Origin of the sequence: Aquibacillus rhizosphaerae (assembly GCF_030282825.1) — a bacterium.
GTDB classification, from domain to species: domain Bacteria; phylum Bacillota; class Bacilli; order Bacillales; family Amphibacillaceae; genus Aquibacillus_C; species Aquibacillus_C rhizosphaerae.
Window position 1 is genome coordinate 124853 of record NZ_JASTZU010000063.1, and the last position, 21330, is coordinate 146182.

A 21330-nucleotide genomic window follows, 5' to 3' on the forward strand; every position below is an offset into this window, starting at 1 on the left:
AAAATATGTTTAATCGTGAGCTTGTAAAAGGAAGTACGTCTTTGCTTGTTTTGCAATTATTAACCGAACGCGATATGTATGGTTATGAATTAGTAAAAGAAATGGATAACCGAAGCGATCATAACTTTCAAATTAAAGAAGGAACGTTATATCCCGCGCTACATAAGCTCGAAAAGCAGGAGTACATTGAGTGCTATTGGGAAAAGCAAACAAAGGGGCCGGCACGTAAATATTACCGGATAACAACAGAGGGGCAAAGTATCCTTGATGAAAAAACCAGTGAGTGGTATCGCTATGTGCAAGTAATGAATAGTCTCATCAGGAGAAATGAATCGTGAACGCCGAACAACATTTTTTAGAACAGTTAGATCAATCACTAGGTCCATTTCCTAATAAACAAGAAATTATTTCAGAGTATGAAATCCATTTATATGAGATTTTTAATGAGATTGAAATCCAGGATGAAACAGAAGCATATGAAACAATTGAGAAACGGCTAGGAACTCCAAAAGAGATTGCAAAAATGTGGATGCAGGAAGTTCGGATAACACCGAAGAAAACTCAGTGGATTTTTGTCACTTTTAACCTTTGTTTATTTGTAGGTGGAGGATTATTAACAGTTGGATACAACTTATTTGATTGGAATTGGATAGATTTCACATGGAGACAACTAACCGCCATTCCATCGATTATAATCATGTTATATTTAGTGTTTTGGGGGTTGTTGGGCTATGAAATAGGAAAAGAATTTGGACATCGTGGTAGAAAGTTATTACGTAATACATTTTTAATTTGTATTGCTCCTAATGTTCTATTGGCAAATGTCACAGTTTTTCAACTTATTCCAAGTCAATGGTTTCAGCCTTTGCTAAGTGTGCCATTCATTTTAGTCTGTATTGGTTTTACTGCGTTACTTTACCCGATAAGCTGGATGGGCTACCAATGGGGGAAAAAAGCTTCTGTATAACCACGGTGCTTCCCTTTCTAAAGTGCCGTGGGATAACGAACTATTTTTTTAATTATATACATAGAATTACTATGTATATAGAATAACAATGTTAGGTGGTTGATTTAATGGATATTCGGATTGTTAAAAATGACGTATTGTTTTTAATTGTTTGCATAGGGTTAGCTATATTAGCAGAATTAAGCTTCTTTCATGGAATGATAGGTGTTTCTTATTTAATTTTTATTACTGGGTTTTATGCTGTGTTTTTTGTAAGGTATCGTGCAACAATTTTCACGCATCGACGAATTGGATTACTCTTAATGGTATCCATTTGGTTATTATCTGCAAGTTACTTTTTTTTAGATCCACCATTTTTCCTTTACTCACTTAATATTTTTATCATCCCTTTTCTGATTTTCGCTCATATTATTTTAATTACTTCACCAAAACAACTGGAATGGTGTACACCGAAATTTATTCGATTAATGGCAATAAAAGTAGGTTTAGCTTTGAATTATGATTTTTTGTTTATTAGCCATTGTTTCAACGCTGTCTTCAAGCAAATGGATGAGGAAAAAGCACAGATAGTAAAAAGAATATTGCTTGGTTTAGCGATAGGGATTCCAATCCTAGCTGTTGTAACACCCTTACTTATGTCTGCTGATACTGTCTTTGAAAATATGCTCGGTGAAATACCTGAATTTTTCGTGAACCTAAACATACAAGAACAACTTTTTCGTTCGATCATTGTATTTTTATATTTAGTAATCTTCTTTGGCACTTTTCAAATACTAACGTGGGAAAAGATTAGAAGTAATGGAATTACGGAACAACAAAATGCAGAAAAGTTTTCATTTGATAGTATTGTTGTGCTTACTGTTTTATTTTTACTAAATGGAATTTATTTGCTATTTACTGTTGTGCAATTTACGTACTTTTTTGGAACAGCAGTACAAGAAGGTTATACGTATGCAACCTATGCTCGAAAAGGTTTTTCCGAGTTAATCATGGTGACATTAGTAAATTGGACAATCTTGATAACGGCATTGTCCGTTGTAAAAGAAACGAGAACGAAGTTGAAAATCACACTTCAAATTATGTACTCGATTCTAATTGGTGTCAGTGGGGTAATGCTTGCATCAGCATTTCAACGCTTAAGCTTATATGAATCAGCTTATGGCTTTACAATTGATCGCATATTAGCACATGCATTTATGATATTTTTAATGATTATCTTTACCTACACCTTTATCCGAATATGGATAGAAAAATTATCATTAATTCACTTTTATATCATAGCTAGTTTATTGTTTTATACTGCTATTAATGTTGTCTCTTTAGAAAATATAATTGTTGATAATAACATAGAACGTTATGAACAAACAGGAAAAATTGATGTTGATTATTTAAGCAGGCTTTCCTCATCTGGTTTAGAAGGAATGATACAATTATATGAAAAAGATCCCAATTACCCTGATTTGCAAATGCTATTAATAGAGAAAAAAGAAGCCATCAAGTATGACGATCAAAATTGGCAATCATATAATATACAAAAGCATCAGGTCCGTCAAAAGTTGCTTGGTTTAGATTTAGACAATTAAACTGTTGAAAAAATCACGTCACATTAAATATAAAGTGCGCATTAACTATTCTTAACTTTTGTTAAATTCTTTTCCATTGCAATGATGATTGAGTGGTAATACATCGTTACGGCAGAATACTACGCTTTCCACGGGCACGGCCTCAGCCTCCTCAGAAGCAAAGAGCGCTTCTTCCGGGGTCTTCACCTCGCGCTGTTCCCATAGGAGTCTGCGCATTCCGCCTCCACTGTTTTAATATTCTATTTAATGACGAGTTTATATCCCAAAATTACTGTTTGTGGTGTAATTCACTTCTCTATAAGAAAAATTATTCAAGCGGAGAAAAAATGCGAGACTGCAGTGGGAAAGGAACAGTCTGAAGGGCCCGCAGGGAGCGTCCTTTGCGAGCGAGGAGACTGAAGCGTTCCCCACGGAAAGCGAGTGTTTTTTCATAGCGCTTGATCAATACTCATCTTGTAAAGACAGAAGAAAATCATACTAAGATTAATGCGTACTTTATAGTAACAGCTCAGTAAAAAAAACAGCACTTCAATGAGTGCTGTTCTCTTATTTCAAGCATTCCCACCAACGATTTGGTCAGCTGCATCGGGGTCAATCGCATTGGTTGCATTCATACCGTTAGTCGTATTAATAAAGTCGCCGGTATTAAAGGCACCAGATCCAGCGGCAGTCTTAGAAGCGCTCTTTGGTGATAGATAAAAACTATCTCCAAAATTAATTACGCCTCCCCCGACACTATTAATTTTAATTGGTCCTACAATCGATGGCATAGTGTACACCTCTTTAATATTAGAAAGGTAAAGTTACGCATTTCCACTAACTACTTGGTCAACTGCATCTGGATCAAATGAGTTGGTTGCATTCATGCCGTTATTAGTATTAATAAAGTCACCGGTATTAAAGGCACCAGATCCAGCGGCAGTTTTAGAAGCACTTTTTGGAGATAGGTAAAAACTGTCTCCAAAATTAATCACGCCTCCATCAACACTGTTAATTTTAATTGGTCCTACAACAGATGGCATATAAAACACCTTCTTATTCTGTATTTATATCATTATATTGATTTATTATTAAAATTGTTCCTGTTTCAATACACGAATGTGCTTTATCCTAGCTTCCGCATCGATCGTTTGAAGGCTTCCTATTTGGACCATAGAAGAAGCAGAAACCCCTGTTATATCTATGTTATTCACGTAAATAGTTGAGTCGTGGTGAACTGTCTTTTTTTGAATGGGTATTTGCTGAAAAGGAGTTTCTATAATTTTTCGATCAAAGATTTCATATCTATCAAAATCAAAGCCTTCATCTGTGCGAACTCCACCTTGTTTTTGGACAGCTATGGCAAACGCTTTTGGAGTAAACGTTCTTGCGTCACCAATTTCAAAAATAGAACTATATGATAATGAATTCAGACTTGCCTTTTTTACGTTGGCAATCCGTTTATTCATGAGAGTCATCTTCCTGCTTTGACCTGCTTAATGGAACTAGGGAACCTCCAACAATATAAGAATCAGGTGGCGTGTCGTACATGGAAGTAAGGCTGATTGATTCATTATCCCCAATTAAAAAAACAGACGATGAGGATACCCCTGTAATTTCTACATTGCCGACATGTAGATCCCAGTTATGGACTTCATAATTCATATTTATTGATCTCCCTTAGTTTTTTCATTTTCGAAAAATTGTTGTAAAGAATAATTGATTTCACTTTTAACTTGCTCATATATATAGTTAGATAACTGTTTATCATTATTTAATGATGATTCGTTCCTTGCATTTTTTTCATAGTGTGCAACTCTTTCTGGTAATTGCTTACGTACATCATTTAACATCATTTCTTGATAGGACTCGTTAACTGGATAATTATAATCATTGGAAAGCTGGTTCAAGAAACTAGGTCCCTGTTCGGATAAATAAGAGTCTAGCTGAGAGACTGTTTGTTGTTTTATAGAATGTGGTTGTTGAAAGTTAGAGAGTGGCTGTTGATTCAGTGAAAGGTCATCAATTTTTGAAAGGTCATCAGGTGATACACCAATATGGAGTGTTCCATCTAGCCTTTCAATTTTTAATTGATCGAAATTATACTCTAACTTTTCGATGGTTGTATGTTTGGCGTTCGCCTGATTATTTTCCACTTGTGAGAGTCGCTGTTCTAATTGATTTACTCTTTTATCTTGTTGTTCTACATATTTTTGTAAGTTATATACATATTCATACCATGGGTTTGAGTGATTCATTTCGAAGACCCCTCCTAGGCTATGACCTAATTACTACCTAGTTTATGCAGTGGGCTATTTAGTGTGACTAAGAAGTTGGACCAATAAGTGGAACGAGAGGAGTTTCAGCCCCTTCTGGCGAAATGGGTTCTGCTAATTCTGTGTATTCACCGGTATTATAAAGTTTCGCAGAAGCTTGAATACTCCCAGCACTTCCTATTTGTAAAACGGATGAATTCGAAACACTGCCCACTTTTAACATATGAATATTAATGGATTGATGAATAGTCAAATGCATACTTTCCACCTCACATTCCGGTAACTATTTGATCAAATTTATCTCTATCGTAAACGTTTGATTTCGATTGGTTCAAGTTAATTCTGATGCCATCACCGGTATTAAACGAACCGCCTCCTGCGAACGTTTTGGCTGTCGCATATGGACTCATTGCATAAACGTCACCAATGTTAAATATACTTGATGAACTTATCGTAATAACTTTTACAGCTCCTACAACTGCGGGCATGACGATTCCTCCTTCTAGAATTAGTTTATGAGCATTAATAATTTCTGTTAAATATTTTTCTATCAATATCTCTAATTATTGGTACAATGAAGGAAAAGTGCAATTGTTGAAAGGGGAATAATAATGGACAAAGTAGGTTCGCCATTAACGGCAAATCAAAGATTACAGTGGATTGACGCAGCAAGAGGGTTTGCTATTCTAGGTATATTTATGGTTAATGTACCAGCATTTAATGCACCATTTTTTCTTTATGGTGGTGAAGAACAATATTGGGCATCCCAAATTGATGTAACGGTCCGAGCTATCATTGATATTTTCTTCCAAGCAAGTTTCTATACATTATTTTCATTTTTATTTGGTTTTGGTATGCAAATCATTGTCGAGAAACTAAACGACAGGCAATTAAAGGTTAATGAATTTATTTTCCGGAGATTAGCAATCTTGATAGGGTTTGGTTTGATTCACGCATTTTTAATTTGGCATGGCGATATATTACTTACTTATGGAATAATCGGGATGTTTTTACTTTTATTTTTTAACAGGGCAGATAATACATTGCTGTACTGGGCTTTTGGATTATTGTTTATACCAACTATGCTTTATTCTGTCTTATTATTGCTCGCAAGCTTGCTTGGTCCAATCGATTTAACCAATTATGAAGCAATAAACCAGGCATTTGACAATTACGGGAACGGAACAATTATTGATATTTGGCAACAAAACTACCAAGACTGGTCCTACAGTAATGGTGTATTTTCTTACATTATTTTGACGTGTAACTTATTACCTCTATTTTTATTTGGGGTTTACACAGCAAGAAAGAAGTGGTTACATCACGTAAACCAACATAAGAAGGTTTTAAAAAAGATTTGGCTGATCACCCTAATTATTTTTATCGTGTTAAAGGGAGGACCATATGTAGTTGGAAATCCTTATTGGTTAACGATGCTTCAGGACTTCATTGGTGGTTCCGCATCGGCAATTTTCTATCTCGTATCTATCACACTCGCATTTCAAACAGAAAGATGGAAAAAGTTATTACTTCCATTTACGTATGTTGGTAAGATGTCGTTATCAAACTATATCTTCCAATCCCTTTTTAGCTTTATTTTATTTTATTCGGTAGGTTTTGGGTTATATGGGGATATAAGTCCCTTAGTAAGCGTAATTATCGTTGTAGTCGTATTTGTTATTCAGATATTTCTAAGTAAGTGGTGGCTTGCAAAGTATCGCTTTGGGCCTTTAGAATGGGTATGGAGACGTCTTATGTATCGGGAGAAATTACCAATAAAACGAAAGGTTGATGAGTGAGGATGAATCGTGATTCACTCAAGAAAGAGTCGTTGAAGTGGTTAAATGAAGGTATAATTACGGAGGAACAACAAAAACAAATTTTAAATCGGTACCCTGCAAAAAAACGGACTTCATTGTTATTGACTTTTGCTAGTCTGTTTATTGGTTTAGGATTTTTAACATTGATTGCCTCCAATTGGTCACTAATTCCCCAACTTGGAAAAATGAGTGTAATTCTTGTATTTATGCTAGCATTCTATTTAACTGGGGATTGGGTTTACCGAAATAAGTCTGCTCGTGTTGGATTGAGCTTTATTACAATAGGATTATTTATCTTTGGTGCCGGTATCTTTTTAACTGGCCAAATGTATAACTATATGTATTTTCAAGCAATTCCATTTTTAATATGGGCAATTGCTGCAATTGCTTTATTTATATTGTATCAACATCCTTCCCTATTTGTTATCGCAATGACGATTACTACGGTTGGTCAGCTTTATAGTGCATGGGTTTATGGTTCATTTTATATAGTGTTATTTGTAATTTTTGTATTAGCATTTGGTCATTACACTTATCATCAAGCTAGAGGTTTATACGGTTATTTATTTTCAGTTAGCTTTGTCATTCATGTACTTGTTTTAACCTTTTCCACGGGCCAGGGTTATTATTGGTTACTAATTTATTTTCTAGTTCTATATGTAATTGGTGATGTAGTTGGTAAGCAAGACATAAGATTACCTTTTAAATCAGTTAGTGTCATCTCAGTATTTTTATTAAGTATTATTGAAGTGTTTTTATTAAGTAATTCATACTTCTATGAAAATATCGATAAAAGTGTGAGTTTCATGTTTATTTGGTTGAGCATATTTGTCATTACAATTGTATTAAAAATAGTAAAAAAACAATCATGGCAATTGATTGACTTGGTGTTATTTTTACCTGTTTTTTACGTAACTTTTGGAGACATGTTTTCAATGCTGTGCCTATTTGCTTTCTCTTTAGGATTGTTACTTTTAGGTTATAAAGAGGAGGATCATGCAAGAGTAACGAATGGAACCATTACATTTTTAATAAGTACTTTAATTGCTTACGTCCACCTTGCTTGGGCTTTTCTGGATAAGTCGTTATTTTTCTTTGTTGGCGGTGCATTACTGTTTGTTCTTAGTTACTTCTTGGAAAAGAAAAGGAGAACAGTGAAAAACGAGGTCCAAGGAGGAGACGGGAAATGAAGCGAATCCTTTTTTATTTAACCATCGGCTTACAATGTTTATTTTTAATTGGTTTAGCTGTATCGTTCTATCTTATTGATTATTTTGGGGAGACGATAAAGCTCGAAACGTTGCCAGTAGATCCTCAAGATATTTTTTATGGAGATTACGTAACGTTACGCTATCAAATTGAAGAAATACCGGACGCAAAATGGGATGCTGAAAAGGATCCAGAATATGGAGAGACTATTTATGTGCTACTAGAAAAAGGGACAGAGAGTAACTATCAAGTAGCCAAGGCATCTTCAGAAAAGATGGGTACGACGAACGAACAAGTAATAATGAAAGCTAAAGTTGACTATTATGACTCCACGACAAAAGTACATTATGTTGATTATGGACTTGGTCGCTATTATATAGAGGATAATACAGGTGGGAAGTTTGAACAAAGTGGACAGATGAGTGTGACTGTCGCCATAGCGCCATGGGGTCAGAAAAAAATTGTTGGTATTGAATAACAACTAAAAACCCCGCTCATAACCAAGGAGCGGGTATTCTAAGCTTTAATATATGAAATTAACATTAAAAAATGATATGATATGCTTGACCTTTAATTAGGAGGAGATAATTTATGGTACACTTACATATTACGGCATGGGTTTTAGCGTTAATCTTATTTTTTGTAGCGAGAATGTTTTATAAAAAAGGGAATAAAGCAGGTAAAATTCTTCATATGATTCTAAGGTTAGATTATTTGTTGATTCTATACTCAGGCGGCTCTTTATTTACGGAGTATCTTGGTACTAGTTTTATACCTGAAGTAATTGTAAAAAGTTTAGCAGGTATTTGGGTAATTGCTTCATTAGAAATGATATTAGTTAAAATGACAAAAGACAAACCAACAAAAAGCTTTTGGATTCAACTGGCAATATCTTTAGTTCTAGTATTAGTATTAGGATTTGGGCGATTACCAGGTGGACTGTTACCAATGAGCTAATGAACAAAGTAAACCCTCTAACAAAAAATGTTAGAGGGTTATTTTTATAAAAGTTATTTTGTTTTTTAAACTGCGTAGTCAACGTAACTACATTGTTACGCTGAAAGTAGAGCTAGCTAGGTCACCACCAACCTAATAAAGTATTGTAAGAAACGAGATAAAAGTTATAGATTGTTAGTTTAATCAATTTTATAATACCAATATTGTCGTCACTTACAACAATATATAGTTGGATAAAACCATTTCCAAACTATATATTGTCTTAGATGACTGAATAAGGTAATTATGAAATTGACTCCGTTAGCAATATATAATTTTTTAGAAAACAATATCATATCATTGCTTTCACACTCTAGGCACTTTTGTCATATATATGTACAGTGACGAACAAGTTAGGAAAGGGTGTTGATTATAATATGTGTGGTATTACAGGTTGGATTGATTTTAAGCGAGATTTATCTCAGGAAATAGATAACGTAAGGAAAATGGCAAATGCAATTCAACATCGAGGGCCGGATCAGCATAATGAATGGATTTCTGATCATGTGGCCTTTGGACATCAACGCCTTATCGTTGTCGATCCAGATGGTGGAAAGCAACCAATGGAGTGTAAAAAAAACGACTCAAACTATGTTCTCGTTTATAATGGCGAGCTATACAATACAGAAGACATTAGAAAATCACTACTTAATAAGGGTTGGATATTTAATTCCCATTCGGATACGGAAGTGTTATTAAAAAGCTATATCGAATGGGGAGGAGCGTGTGTTGATAAATTGAATGGTATTTTTGCCTTTAGTATATGGGATGCTAAGAATGAACAATTATTTTTAGCAAGGGATCGCTTAGGTGTGAAGCCTTTATTTTATACAGAAAAAGATGGTGGACTTCTTTTTGCATCGGAGCTAAAGGGGTTAATCGCACATGATGAAATTGAGCCGATATTAGATCAAGAAGGCCTTAGTGAAATTCTAGCTTTAGGGCCATCACGTACACCGGGTCATGGTGTGTTTAAAGGTGTTAATGAATTGCGTGCAGGTCATATTGGTATTTTTGATAAGAATGGTTTCCGTACAAAACGATATTGGAATGTTACGAGTACAGCACATACGGATGATGTCGAAGAAACAGCTGATACCATCCGATATCTATTAACGGATGCTGTTGAACGTCAATTAATATCTGATGTCCCTTTAGGTACTTTTTTATCAGGAGGAGTAGATTCAAGTGCGATTACTGCTATCGCATCGAATTATTTAAAGAGACATAAAAAGGATCAACTGAAAACATTTTCGATTGATTATGAGGACAACGATAAGTACTTTGAAAAAAGTGATTTCCAACCGAATAGTGATCAGGATTTTATTGGAACTGTCGTAGAAGCGCATAATACCGAACACCATAATTTTGTAATTGATAATAAAAAGTTAGCTGATATGCTGAAAGAGGCTGTAGAACTACGAGATCTACCTGGGATGGCAGATGTCGATTCTTCCTTGCTGTGGTTTTGTAGACAAACAAAAGAGGAAGTAACAGTAGCCTTGTCTGGAGAGTGTGCGGATGAAATTTTTGGAGGATACCCTTGGTTTTACCGAGAAGAAGATTTAAAACGGGAAGGATTCCCTTGGATTCGTTCAGCTGATGTGAGAAAATCATTATTAAATGATGAATGGCAAAAAAAATTAAATTTACGAGATTATATGCTCAAAAGATATCAAGAAACAATTGATGAAACTCCTGAATTTGAAGGGGATAGTGAGATGGAAAGACATCGTAGGAAAATGTTTTATTTGAATATGCATTGGTTTATGCCAACATTATTAGATCGAAAAGATCGTATGAGTATGGGTGCTAGCTTTGAAGCGCGCGTGCCGTTCAGTGATCACCGACTTGTTGAATATGTGTGGAATGTTCCATGGGAGATGAAAACATATAAAGGCAGAGAAAAAGGTATTCTAAGAAAAGCGTTAGAAGGGTTATTACCTGATGAAATTTTATATAGAAAGAAAAGCCCCTATCCAAAGACGCATAATCCTGAATATAAAAATGCTGTAATTGAATGGGTAAATGAAATCTTAGATGATCCAAGAGCGCGTCTTTTTGAAATTTTTGATAAAGACGCAGTTCGCAAGTTAGTCGAAACAGAAGGAAAAGAAATAGAAGCACCATGGTTTGGTCAATTAATGACAGGACCACAATTACTTGCTCATTTAGGTCAAATCGATCATTGGCTCAGAAAATATGATATTATAATTGAACATTAACTTTTTAGCGTGTGATTTTCTAGTGAAAATCACACGCTTTTAATGGTAAGCTTTTATTAAGTTAATAATAGAAACGAAGCTCATATTAAAGGTATTCTTTTTGGAGGATTAAAATGAAAAAAAATATAACGTTGATTTTAAGTTTATTGGTATTTTTAGGACTTACCACAAGTGTGTATGCAGATGAGGATAGTAATTGGAAGGATGAAACAGTTTATTACATATTAGTTGATCGATTTGTTAACGGAGATTCGGAAAACGACTATAACATAGATATTAATGATGCGAGTTCTTTTCATGGTGGAGATATCCAAGGGATTATAAATAGATTGGATTATATCAAGGAACTTGGATTTACTACCATTAATTTAAGTCCAATCATGAGTAATGACCCAAAAGGTTACCACGGATTTTTAATTGATGATTTTCAGAAAATAAATGAACAGTTTGGAACGATGGAGGATGTGCGTGAGTTAGTGCGTCAGGCACGTGATCGAGATCTGAAGGTGATCTTAGATTTCGTCGTTACGCATGTTAGTGAAGAGCATAGCTGGCTAACTTCGAATCCAACTTGGATAGAGGATAATAAAGACTTAATCTGGGGTGATGCTTTACCAACTCCAGCATTGGACAAACCGGTGGTAAGTGATTACTTTATGGAGTCAGCTTCTTATTGGATTAATCAAACAGATGTAGATGGATACCGGTTGTATATTGATTCATCAACACCAAATCAATTTATCAGTGATTTTGCTACATACATCAAATCACAAGATTCTAATTTAATTGTGTTCACGGACACAAGTGATCAGATGGTGATTGATCATGCAGTAGCTTCTAACGAAATGGTTATAAATCATGAGGTAAGTCAAGTGATGTCAACAGTTTTCAGTAAGTCAGGTAATTCACTAGAACCTTTAGTTGAGTTCTGGGACGGCCAAAATAATCAGCGGGGTTTGTATATGGATAGTCTTGTGACTCCGAGGTTTACAAGGGAAGCCGTTAAGCAAGGTGAAAATCCTTTGACTAGATGGAAGTTAGCTTTAACTTATCTTTATACGATTCCTGGAACACCAATTATTTACCAAGGTTCAGAAACTACGATGGACAATGGAATGGACGCGCCTGACCATCGGATGGCACAGCTTAATAGTGGCGATGAAGAATTGAAAAACTACATGGAACAGTTGGCAGCTATCCGTAAACAATTTCCTGCCATAACAAAAGGAGATATAGAGTTAGTTGAAAATAACGATGGAATGACTATGTTTAAGCGAACTTTTGAAGGTGAGACCATTTATGTTGCAATAAATAATGATACAGAAACAAAAACGATAACACTAAGTGATGTTCCGGAAGGCATGCAACTTACAGGTCTACTGCAGGATAATATTGTTAGAAAACAACAGGATGGGGTATTCAAAATAGCGCTGGAGCGAGAAACTGCTGATATATTTATGATAGAAGAAGATACAGGTATTAATTGGCTATTCGTTTCCTTTGTTGTACTAGTGTTGGGTGGATTTGTCACTAGTGTAGTGATTCTAAGTAGAAAGTCCAAAAAGCAAGAAAAATAATTGTTAGACAAGAAGCTATACAATCAGTATTGTTGCTTTTGAGAAGGGGTGGGTAGTTTGGATTTTCCTTTAAGTGATCCGGTTCTTATTTTTGGATTGACAGTTATTATTTTTCTTGTTTTTCCACTAATGATGAAAAAATTCCGTTTGCCAGCAATCATTGGACCGATTATTGCGGGAATTATTGTAGGTCCAAATGGATTACACATATTACAACGTGGAAGTACGATTGAATTGTTAGGAACAGTAGGGTTACTATTTATTATTTTTATTGCTGGTCTGGAACTAGATATGGAAGGTTTTAAAAAGTACCGCAATCGAAGTCTTTTATTTGGCCTACTATCGTTTAACATCCCATTGGTTATTGGTACTGTAATCGGTTTAAGTTTAGGCTTTAGTTGGGCTGCCTCTATTTTGATTGGTTCAATTATTGGTTCGCATACTTTATTAGGCTATCCTATAGCTAGTAGGTTAGGCGTTTCAAAAAATAAGGCAGTCACGACTGCTATTGGAGGAACACTTGTTACCGATACCCTGGCTATGTTGGTTCTAGCTGTCATAACAGGTACTTCTGAAGGGGAAGTGAATTTTAGTTTTTGGTTAAAATTAATTGTATCAACACTAATTTTTACAATTGTAATATTATTCGGAACTCCATTATTGTCTAAATGGTTCTTTAAAAATTCAAATAACGATGGCACCTTTGAATTTAATTATGTCCTAGTAATTTTGTTTACCTCAGGAGCTTTAGCTCTTTTTGCTGGACTGCAACCAATTATTGGAGCCTTTTTGGCGGGGTTATCCTTGAACCGGTATATAATTGACCATGGTCCTTTAATGAACAGGCTAAGGTTTTCTGCAAATGCTCTATTCATTCCATTTTTCCTTTTATCTGTAGGTATGCTGATGGATTTAAGAGTGCTTATTTCCAATCCAAGTGCATGGATAGTTACCTTGTTAATTTTAATTTCAGTTGTTTTTGGAAAAGCATTTTCAGGTTGGATTACAAGTAAAATATATAATTATTCAAGTACAGAAAATAAGCTTGTTTTTGGACTTTCCATTTCGCAAGCTGCTGCTACGTTAGCGTCCACATTAGTAGGTTATGAGATTGGTTTGTTAAATCAGGAAACAGTTAATGCTGTAATTGTAATGATACTAGTAACTTGTGTTCTGGGTCCATATTTCACGGAAAAGTACGCTAGGAAACTTGCTGTACAAGGAAACCTTGAGTCTAAAAAAGTTGAAAAAAAACCGGAGCGGATTCTTATTCCATTAGCAAATCCAAATACAATGGAGTCATTATTGGATCTTGGATTTATAATTAGAAAAGCAAAGGGAACCGAAGAACCCATATATCCTCTTACAGTTGTTCCAAAAGCAATAAAAAAGGCTGATAGACAAGTTGCTGAAGCGGAGAAAATGTTGGGGCATACGGTTATGTATGCATCTGGAGCTGAAGTCCCAATTCGCTTGTTAACACGCGTCGATGAAAATATTGGTAGAGGACTAGAAAGAGCTGTAATAGAAGAAAGAATAACAACTACAATCGTTGGTTGGAATGGGAAGAAATCAGTTAGTCAAAAACTATTTGGTGGTATAATAGATAATTTTTTAGACCATACAAATCAGCGAATTATAGTCGCGAAATTAGTTAATCCATTAAACACAACGGATCGCATTATATTAGTTCTTCCAAAATATATAATTAGCAAGCCGGGATTTCATAATGCATTAGCTATCATTAAAGGGATTGCTATTCAATTAAGTGCTAGTATTCATTGTGTAATTATAAAAAATTCAATAGAAGAATATAGAGATGTTTACGAGAAAGTAAAACCTTCCGTTAAAACAGACTTTTTTCAGATAAACACAATTGACTCTTTATTTTCTGATTATATGGGTAAGGTTAGGAAAGATGATTTAATTATAATAATGAGTGCTAGGAAAGGTACAATTGCTTGGAAACCAGAATTAGAAGTTCTACCTGGTAAGCTAACTGAATTAACATCAAGTAGTTACTTGGTCTTTTATCCCTCCGAAAGTGATGAGATTGATGTCCGGGGTACAAGGGGAACTGAATTACCTAAAGAAGTATTATTCAAGAAAGACTATAACGATTAACAGAAAGAAACCCATGATGTCATGTATTGACGCCATGGGTTTTCTTCTATTAGACTGTAGATTTTTCCTTTTTAACAAAGGCTTTTCGTATCCATACTTTGGATCTCCACCTGTGTAACATAATGATGCCACGTAACCATTCGTCAGCGATAAATCCAATCCAAACACCGATAAGTCCTAGGTCTAGTACAATTCCAAAAAACCAAGCGAATGTTACACTTACACCCCACATCGATAAAATACCCACAAACACAGGGAATTTTACATCCCCAGTAGCTCGTAAACAATTTATCACCACTAGATTAAAGGCTCGACCAGGCTCCAATATAATTGTAACCAGTAGAAGCAAAGCGCCTTTTTCAATTATGGTTGTATCCTCTGTAAAAATACCTAACAAAAAGTCGCTTGAAAAGTAGACTATAACAGCAGCAACAGTACTTATTATAATAGATATTTGTAGACTTTTTATACACCGTTTATAGGCTTTCTCTACTTCACCAGCACCTATCATGTGACCAATTAGTATTTGAGAACCCTGGCCAATAGCGATTGAAAACAGAAGAATAAACATCATAATGTTTTGTACATAGACTTTTGTTGTTAAAGCAACAGTGCCAAGCTGAGCGATAAAATACGTTATGACCATTTGGCTACCGTTATAGGAAAGCTGTTCTCCAGCTGAAGGAACTCCAATACCTAGCAAATCTTTAACGTGTTCTTTTTTGTATTTAAAGAACGAAGTGAATGGTAATTGTTTATTACTTCTTTTTATTAAAATGAGAAGTAGGGCAACGAAACCTAGAAATCTACTAATCATGGTTGAGTAAGCTACTCCTTCAACACCAAGAATCGGAAATCCAAAGGGGCCAAAGATAACAAAATAATTTCCCACAACATTTACAATATTCATGGCAATCGTTACATACATCGTATCTTTGGTAAATCCATAACTTCTTAAAATAGCAGCTACGGTCATGATTAGAGCTTGAACAAAGATGAATCCACCTACAATTGCCATATATGTGTTTGCTTCTCCCATTATTTCATTTGGAAGGTCCATCATGACAAGAATATTTTCGCTGAATAGGTATAAGCCAATGCTCAAGAACAATGAAAACCACAGATTAAGACTGATAGAAGTTACAGCTATCCTCCCAGCGGTTGTTGGTTGATTAGCCCCAAGGTTTTGAGCAACAAGAATTGATGCGCCAGCTGCGACAAATCCAAACATGACGATTATAACAGAGATAATTTGATTGGCTACACCAACAGCAGCTACTGCATGATCGGAATATTGGCTTAACATAAGTGTATCAGCATTCCCCATCAACATATGAAGCATTATTTCAATAAATATTGGCCAAGTTAATGCAAATAGAGTTAACTTTTGTTGTTTTGACTCTCCCATTGATGATCATTCTCCTCCTAAAGCAGACAATGAATAGAAGGAGCTATAAAATCCAACGCTTACATCCATAATCAATCATGTTATTTGCTAAAGTAGTAAACACGTGTTTCATACGGTTGAAGTGAGATATCTTCTAATTCATCTGTTGCTTCATAATTACTTATTAATAATTTATGAGTACGATATAACTTTACATCTATAGGTGTAGAAAAGGCAACTTGTTTTTCTGTGAAATTACTAATAATCAAAAGCTTTTCACTACCTAGCTGACGTGTATAAGCAAAGATATCTTGATTGTCTTCTAATAGTAAGTCATATGCGCCGTACACAATAATGTCATATTTCTTTCGGAGTTGAATCAATTGTTTGTAATAGTGAAAAATGGAATTAGAATCCTGGATAGCTTGTTTGACATTAATATCAGTATAATTCGGGTTTACTTGAATCCATGGTTCCCCCTCGGTAAAACCAGCGTTTGTTGTAGTATCCCATTGCATCGGTGTTCGTGCATTATCCCTAGATTTAATATGGATAGCTTGCATAATTTTATCCACAGGCCAACCTTCTGTAACTTTTTCTTTATATGCGTTTAGTGTTTCGATATCTCTGTACTTACTGATAGTTGAAAAACGAACATTAGTCATCCCAATTTCCTCACCTTGATAAATATAAGGAGTACCTTTCATCATATGCAAGGTAGTAGCTAGCATTTTTGCTGATTTATTCCTATATTCATCATCATGACCAAATCTCGACACAACACGGGGTTGGTCATGATTATTCCAATATAAACTATTCCATCCATCATGCTCCAATTTATATTGCCATTTAGATAATATTTCTTTTAATGTGATGAGTGACCATGGTTTTACATCCCATTTCCCTCCAAAACCCGAGTCGATGTCCATGTGCTCGAAATGAAATACCATATTTAATTCATCACGTCTTTCGCCAGTATAAAGTACAGCTTCCTCAGGTGTTGCACCGGGCATTTCTCCTACTGTCATGACGTCGTACTTCGATAATACGTTTTTATTCATTTCTTGTAAGTAATCATGGATTTTAGGACCATTCATAAAGTATTTTGCCCCCGAAACATACTTTTTCCCTTCAGGGTTTTCTCCATCTGGAAAATTAGTATCCTTGGAGATAAAGTTAATAACATCCATTCGTAAACCATCAACGCCTTTATCTAACCACCATGTAATCATAGAATAAATTTCTTTTCGTAAAGTAGTGTTTTCCCAATTCAAATCAGGCTGTTTTTTAGAAAAAAGATGAAGGAAATAGTCATCTGTTTCTTTATTATATTGCCAAGCAGAACCACTAAAAGCTGATTCCCAATTATTAGGTTCGTAACCATCTTTGCCAGGGCGCCAGATATAATAATCGCGATAGGCGTTTTCTTTTGATTTTCTTGATTCCACAAACCATGAATGCTCATCAGAAGAATGATTGATGACTAAGTCCATCATCAATTTCATGTCACGACGATGTATTTCTTTTAAAAGTTGATTCCAATCTGCCATTGTTCCAAACTCAGCCATAATTGCCTGATAATTACTAATGTCATAGCCATTATCATCATTCGGAGATTCGTAGACTGGTGAAAGCCAGATTACATCAATACCTAGGTCTTTTAAATAATCAAGCTTTTCTATAATTCCAAGAATATCACCAATACCATCATTGTTACTATCATTGAAACTACGTGGGTAGATTTGATAAACAACACTTTCTTTCCACCATGCTTTATTCATTCTATGTATCCTCCTAATTTCACTTAATTTGGTAACAACGATATCCATAGGCTTCTATTTGAATCGTTGCTTTTTTATTAAAGTGCACTTGTTTGTTCGTAAATAATTCAAAACATGTCTGTTCAGATAGAGAGTCGACATCGATCTGAAGCGCAATATCGCTATTGTTTATTACAAATAAGAGTTGTTGGTGACTGGTAACCTTTTCATAGACAACAGTATTTTTCTTATTATCAAATTGTAAGAAACGAAAAGCACCTTTATTCCCAAACACAGGTAATTCATTTCTTAATTGGATTAGTTTTTTTACAAATGCAAATAAATCTCTGTCCTGGTTGCTTTTATCCCATTCCATACATTTACGACAATCTGGGTCTTGATCCCCGCTCATGCCTATTTCATCTCCATAGTAAATACAAGGAGTTCCGACAAAAGAAAGTTGAAATAAATATAATAGTTTGACAAGCTGTTTATTATCTTTCGCAAGCGTTAAAATCCTTGGTGTATCATGACTATCAAGTAAGTTAAAAGTAACTTCATTTACATTTGTAGGGTACATATGCAATACGTTAGTAATGCTAGCCGCAAATGCTTCTGCAGTTATTGTTCGTTTTGCAAAAAAATCTATAGCTCCATTTGTGAACGGATAATTCATAACCGCATCAAATTGATCTCCTTCTAGCCAGGGCATTGAATCGTGCCAAATCTCCCCAAGTATATATACGTCAGGTTTGACTGCTTTAACTATCTTTCTAAACTCTCTCCAGAATGTGTGGTCAACTTCGTTGGCAACATCTAACCTCCAACCATCGATATCAAACTCTTCAATCCAATAACGAGCAACATCTAATAAATATTGTTTCACCTCTGGATTTGTAGTGTTTAGTTTAGGCATTGAAGACACAAATCCAAAGGTGTCGTAATTTGGTGTTCCATCCGTTTGAACAGGGAAGTTCCATATGTGAAACCAGTTCTTATAAACAGACTTCTCTTGCTTGTTAAGCACATCTTGAAATGGTGGCCAATAATAACCACTATGGTTAAATACTGCATCAAGCATTACACGAATACCGCGGTGATGACATTCTTTGACTAACCTTCTAAATGTTTGTTTGTCCCCAAATTGTGGGTCAACCTCCATGTAATCAATCGTATCGTATTTGTGGTTTGAATAGGCTTTGAAAATTGGTGTAAAGTAAATACCATTAATACCGAGTTCTTCTAAGTGGTCTAAATGATTGATAACTCCTTGAAAGTCGCCTCCAAACATATCTGTAGCAGAAGGAGATATACTTTCCCATGCTAATGTATTTTCTGGATTCAGAGATTTATCTCCATTCGCAAACCTTTCAGGGAATATTTGATACCAAACTGTATCTTTTACCCAATTAGGAGCTGTGAATATGTCTATTTCGTGAAGAAACGGAAAATTAAAATAAAAACTTACATCGTTAGGTTCTTTTTCATAAAAGCCTCTTTCCGTGTACGTACATGTGTAATCGTGCTGATCTGTACATTGAAAGCCATAACGCATTCGGCGATACGGGGGCTTAATAGCAATAAACCAATAGTCATATAATAGAGAGCTACCTGTTTTGTTCATACTGCTATGTTGATTGATCCATTTATCCTGCTTCCATTGATAAGGATCTCCGTGAATTAGCTCAACACTAGCAAGGTCTCCTTTTTTAGTTTGTAACAGTATGTGCAATGTCTCCTTGTCATAGGCAGATGCAAAATTATCTTTGGGACGATGATAGATAGATTCTTTTATCATTAGTTCTCCTCCTTGAACAAACGGTTGCGCATAAACGAGATTTGTTATGAGCGATTCATGTTTTAAAATTCACTTGTTACAATATAAACCAACTAATCATTTAATACAATTATAATAAAAAAGAAAGAATATTGAAAGCGTTAACCATCTTTATATGATGATATTTACATTAAATTAATGATTTTAAAAAAAAGATAAAAAATAGGGTTGTCAAACAATTGGAGGGTATGTATAATAAAAATCAAGAAATGCGCAATCGTTTTCACAGATAAGACGCATGTCGAACATTTAAAAACTTGGGAGGGTTAATTACATGAAAAAATGGTTGGGAACACTACTTGGTTTAATTTTAATTATAGGTCTTTTGGCTGCTTGTGGTCCAGAAGAATCTGAACCGACAGATACAGAAAGCGGAACAGAGACAGACACAGATGGAAATGATAGTGGCGGAGAAGCTGAAATGCCAGAAAAGCCTGAAAAATTAACCGTATGGGTAAATGCTGAAGAGAAACAAGAAGAGGCGGTTACGCAAATTACTGATAAATATACAGAAGAAACAGGTATTGCGGTAGAATTAATTCCGATTAACATGTTAGATCAGGTCGAAAAATTAGATGTTGAGGGTCCTGCTGGAAATGGACCGGACGTCATTTTCCAACCACACGACCGGGTTGGAGATTTAGCGATGCGTGGTTTAGTTGACGCTGTTGACTTAGGTGATAGTGAATCACAATATACACAAACTGCATTAGACGCTTTTACTATTGAGGGTAAATATTATGCTGCACCAGCGGTAACAGAAACATACGCATTGATGTACAACAAAGCTCTTATTGATGAAGCACCAGCAACAATGGAAGAATTAATGACAATTGCAGAAGAGGATACAAATACTGGAGAAGATAAATTTGGATTCTTAATGGAAGCAGCAAACTTCTATTTTACTTATCCTTTTTATATTGATAGAGGCGCGTATATTTTTGCAAATGAAAATGGCAACTATGATATAAATGATATAGGTTTAAATAACGAAGGCGCTGTTGAAGCAGGGAAAATGATTCAGTCGTGGTTCGAAAACGGATACATTCCACAGGATTTAACTCCAGACATAATGAATGGTTTATTTAAAGAAGGAAAAGTGACTGCCGTTATTAATGGACCATGGATGGTCAGAGAGTACCAAGATGCGTTAGGTGATGATTTAGGAGTTGCAACACTTCCAGTAAATGAAGATGGAGACCCGCAACCATCAGCTGTTGGCGTAAAGGGTTATTTACTCTCTTATTACTCTGAAAACAAAGAGTGGGCTACAGATTTGATGACTTATATTACGAATGCTGAAAATTCAATGTTATATTATGATGTTGCTGGTGAAATTCCTGCACATATTGAAGCAGCTTCAGATCCTGCTATTGCAGATGACCCAATTTATCAACCATTTGCTGAACAAGCTAGTTATGGTCAAGCGATGCCGGGTGTTCCAGCAGTTCAACAAATTTGGGATCCAATTAATGAAGCAGCAACATTTTTCTCAAAAGGTGAACCCGTAGAAGAAGTATTAGATGAAGCTGTTCAACAAATTTCTGACAATATTGCAGCGTCTGGTGCTCAATAAATAATTAATAAAAT

Annotated in this window: 21 protein-coding genes; 11 read left to right on the forward strand and 10 right to left on the reverse strand. The window is 35.2% G+C overall.

The window, feature by feature from the left end; genetic code table 11:
* Positions 1-5 precede the first annotated feature (5 nt).
* The 3 genes from QQS35_RS20720 to QQS35_RS20730 all read left to right on the forward strand — a co-directional run bounded on the left by QQS35_RS20720 (position 6) and on the right by QQS35_RS20730 (position 2550).
* Positions 6-338 (forward strand): PadR family transcriptional regulator, encoded by a 333-nt coding sequence (locus tag QQS35_RS20720; protein WP_285934157.1) that lies wholly within the window; start codon positions 6-8, stop codon positions 336-338.
* Positions 335-967 carry an HAAS signaling domain-containing protein gene (locus QQS35_RS20725; RefSeq protein ID WP_285934158.1) on the forward strand — a complete coding sequence of 211 codons (633 nt, stop codon included), beginning with the start codon at positions 335-337 and terminating at the stop codon, positions 965-967. Before QQS35_RS20720 ends, QQS35_RS20725 begins: the two co-directional genes overlap by 4 nt.
* Before the next feature lie 107 nt (positions 968-1074).
* Positions 1075-2550 (forward strand): DUF4153 domain-containing protein, encoded by a 1476-nt coding sequence (locus QQS35_RS20730; protein ID WP_285934159.1) that lies wholly within the window; start codon positions 1075-1077, stop codon positions 2548-2550.
* A 551-nt stretch (positions 2551-3101) separates the two neighbouring features.
* Here the strand turns inward: QQS35_RS20730 and QQS35_RS20735 are convergent.
* From QQS35_RS20735 to QQS35_RS20765, 7 genes are all read right to left on the reverse strand, one after another.
* Positions 3102-3320, reverse strand: coding sequence for a spore germination protein (locus QQS35_RS20735; RefSeq protein ID WP_285934160.1), 219 nt, complete (start codon positions 3318-3320; stop codon positions 3102-3104).
* A gap of 33 nt (positions 3321-3353) precedes the next feature.
* Positions 3354-3572, reverse strand: a complete 219-nt coding sequence (locus tag QQS35_RS20740; RefSeq protein ID WP_285934161.1) for a spore germination protein — start codon at positions 3570-3572, stop codon at positions 3354-3356.
* A 48-nt stretch (positions 3573-3620) separates the two neighbouring features.
* A complete protein-coding gene (locus tag QQS35_RS20745) occupies positions 3621-3998 on the reverse strand; it encodes a spore germination protein GerPE (RefSeq protein WP_285934162.1) in 378 nt (125 codons plus the stop codon).
* Positions 3991-4194: a spore gernimation protein GerPD gene (locus tag QQS35_RS20750; protein WP_285934163.1), complete on the reverse strand. Its 204-nt coding sequence runs from the start codon at positions 4192-4194 to the stop codon at positions 3991-3993. Before QQS35_RS20750 ends, QQS35_RS20745 begins: the two co-directional genes overlap by 8 nt.
* 2 nt (positions 4195-4196) lie before the next feature.
* A complete protein-coding gene (gene gerPC, locus QQS35_RS20755; RefSeq protein ID WP_285934164.1) occupies positions 4197-4787 on the reverse strand; it encodes a spore germination protein GerPC in 591 nt (196 codons plus the stop codon).
* 67 nt (positions 4788-4854) lie between these two features.
* A complete protein-coding gene (locus QQS35_RS20760) occupies positions 4855-5064 on the reverse strand; it encodes a spore germination protein GerPB (protein WP_285934165.1) in 210 nt (69 codons plus the stop codon).
* Positions 5065-5074: 10 nt separating this feature from the next.
* Complete coding sequence (locus QQS35_RS20765; protein ID WP_285934166.1) at positions 5075-5293, reverse strand: spore germination protein; 219 nt, start codon at positions 5291-5293, stop codon at positions 5075-5077.
* 123 nt (positions 5294-5416) lie between these two features.
* Here QQS35_RS20765 and QQS35_RS20770 point away from each other — a divergent pair, with 123 nt between their 5' ends.
* From QQS35_RS20770 to QQS35_RS20800, 7 genes are all read left to right on the forward strand, one after another.
* Positions 5417-6604, forward strand: coding sequence for a DUF418 domain-containing protein (locus QQS35_RS20770; RefSeq protein ID WP_285934167.1), 1188 nt, complete (start codon positions 5417-5419; stop codon positions 6602-6604).
* Between the two features lie 2 nt (positions 6605-6606).
* On the forward strand, positions 6607-7815 hold the full coding sequence (locus tag QQS35_RS20775; RefSeq protein WP_285934168.1) for a DUF2157 domain-containing protein: 1209 nt from the start codon (positions 6607-6609) through the stop codon (positions 7813-7815).
* Positions 7812-8312: a GDYXXLXY domain-containing protein gene (locus QQS35_RS20780; RefSeq protein WP_285934169.1), complete on the forward strand. Its 501-nt coding sequence runs from the start codon at positions 7812-7814 to the stop codon at positions 8310-8312. Before QQS35_RS20775 ends, QQS35_RS20780 begins: the two co-directional genes overlap by 4 nt.
* Before the next feature lie 113 nt (positions 8313-8425).
* Positions 8426-8791, forward strand: coding sequence for a YisL family protein (locus tag QQS35_RS20785; RefSeq protein WP_285934170.1), 366 nt, complete (start codon positions 8426-8428; stop codon positions 8789-8791).
* Between the two features lie 416 nt (positions 8792-9207).
* Positions 9208-11055 carry an asparagine synthase (glutamine-hydrolyzing) gene (gene asnB, locus QQS35_RS20790; RefSeq protein ID WP_285934171.1) on the forward strand — a complete coding sequence of 616 codons (1848 nt, stop codon included), beginning with the start codon at positions 9208-9210 and terminating at the stop codon, positions 11053-11055.
* Between the two features lie 113 nt (positions 11056-11168).
* Complete coding sequence (locus tag QQS35_RS20795; protein WP_285934172.1) at positions 11169-12632, forward strand: alpha-amylase family glycosyl hydrolase; 1464 nt, start codon at positions 11169-11171, stop codon at positions 12630-12632.
* A 48-nt stretch (positions 12633-12680) separates the two neighbouring features.
* A complete protein-coding gene (locus QQS35_RS20800; protein ID WP_331490890.1) occupies positions 12681-14756 on the forward strand; it encodes a cation:proton antiporter in 2076 nt (691 codons plus the stop codon).
* Between the two features lie 49 nt (positions 14757-14805).
* Here QQS35_RS20800 and QQS35_RS20805 read toward each other — a convergent pair whose 3' ends face one another.
* The 3 genes from QQS35_RS20805 to QQS35_RS20815 form a co-directional block, all read right to left on the reverse strand.
* Entirely contained in the window at positions 14806-16164 is a 1359-nt protein-coding gene (locus QQS35_RS20805; protein ID WP_285934174.1) for an MATE family efflux transporter, read from the reverse strand.
* Between the two features lie 80 nt (positions 16165-16244).
* Positions 16245-17924 (reverse strand): glycoside hydrolase family 13 protein, encoded by a 1680-nt coding sequence (locus tag QQS35_RS20810; RefSeq protein ID WP_285934175.1) that lies wholly within the window; start codon positions 17922-17924, stop codon positions 16245-16247.
* Positions 17925-17943: 19 nt separating this feature from the next.
* Positions 17944-19701, reverse strand: coding sequence for a glycoside hydrolase family 13 protein (locus QQS35_RS20815; protein ID WP_285934176.1), 1758 nt, complete (start codon positions 19699-19701; stop codon positions 17944-17946).
* 313 nt (positions 19702-20014) lie between these two features.
* On the opposite strand from QQS35_RS20815, the gene QQS35_RS20820 reads away from it, so the two are divergent.
* Positions 20015-21316 (forward strand): extracellular solute-binding protein, encoded by a 1302-nt coding sequence (locus QQS35_RS20820; protein ID WP_285934177.1) that lies wholly within the window; start codon positions 20015-20017, stop codon positions 21314-21316.
* Positions 21317-21330 lie beyond the last annotated feature (14 nt).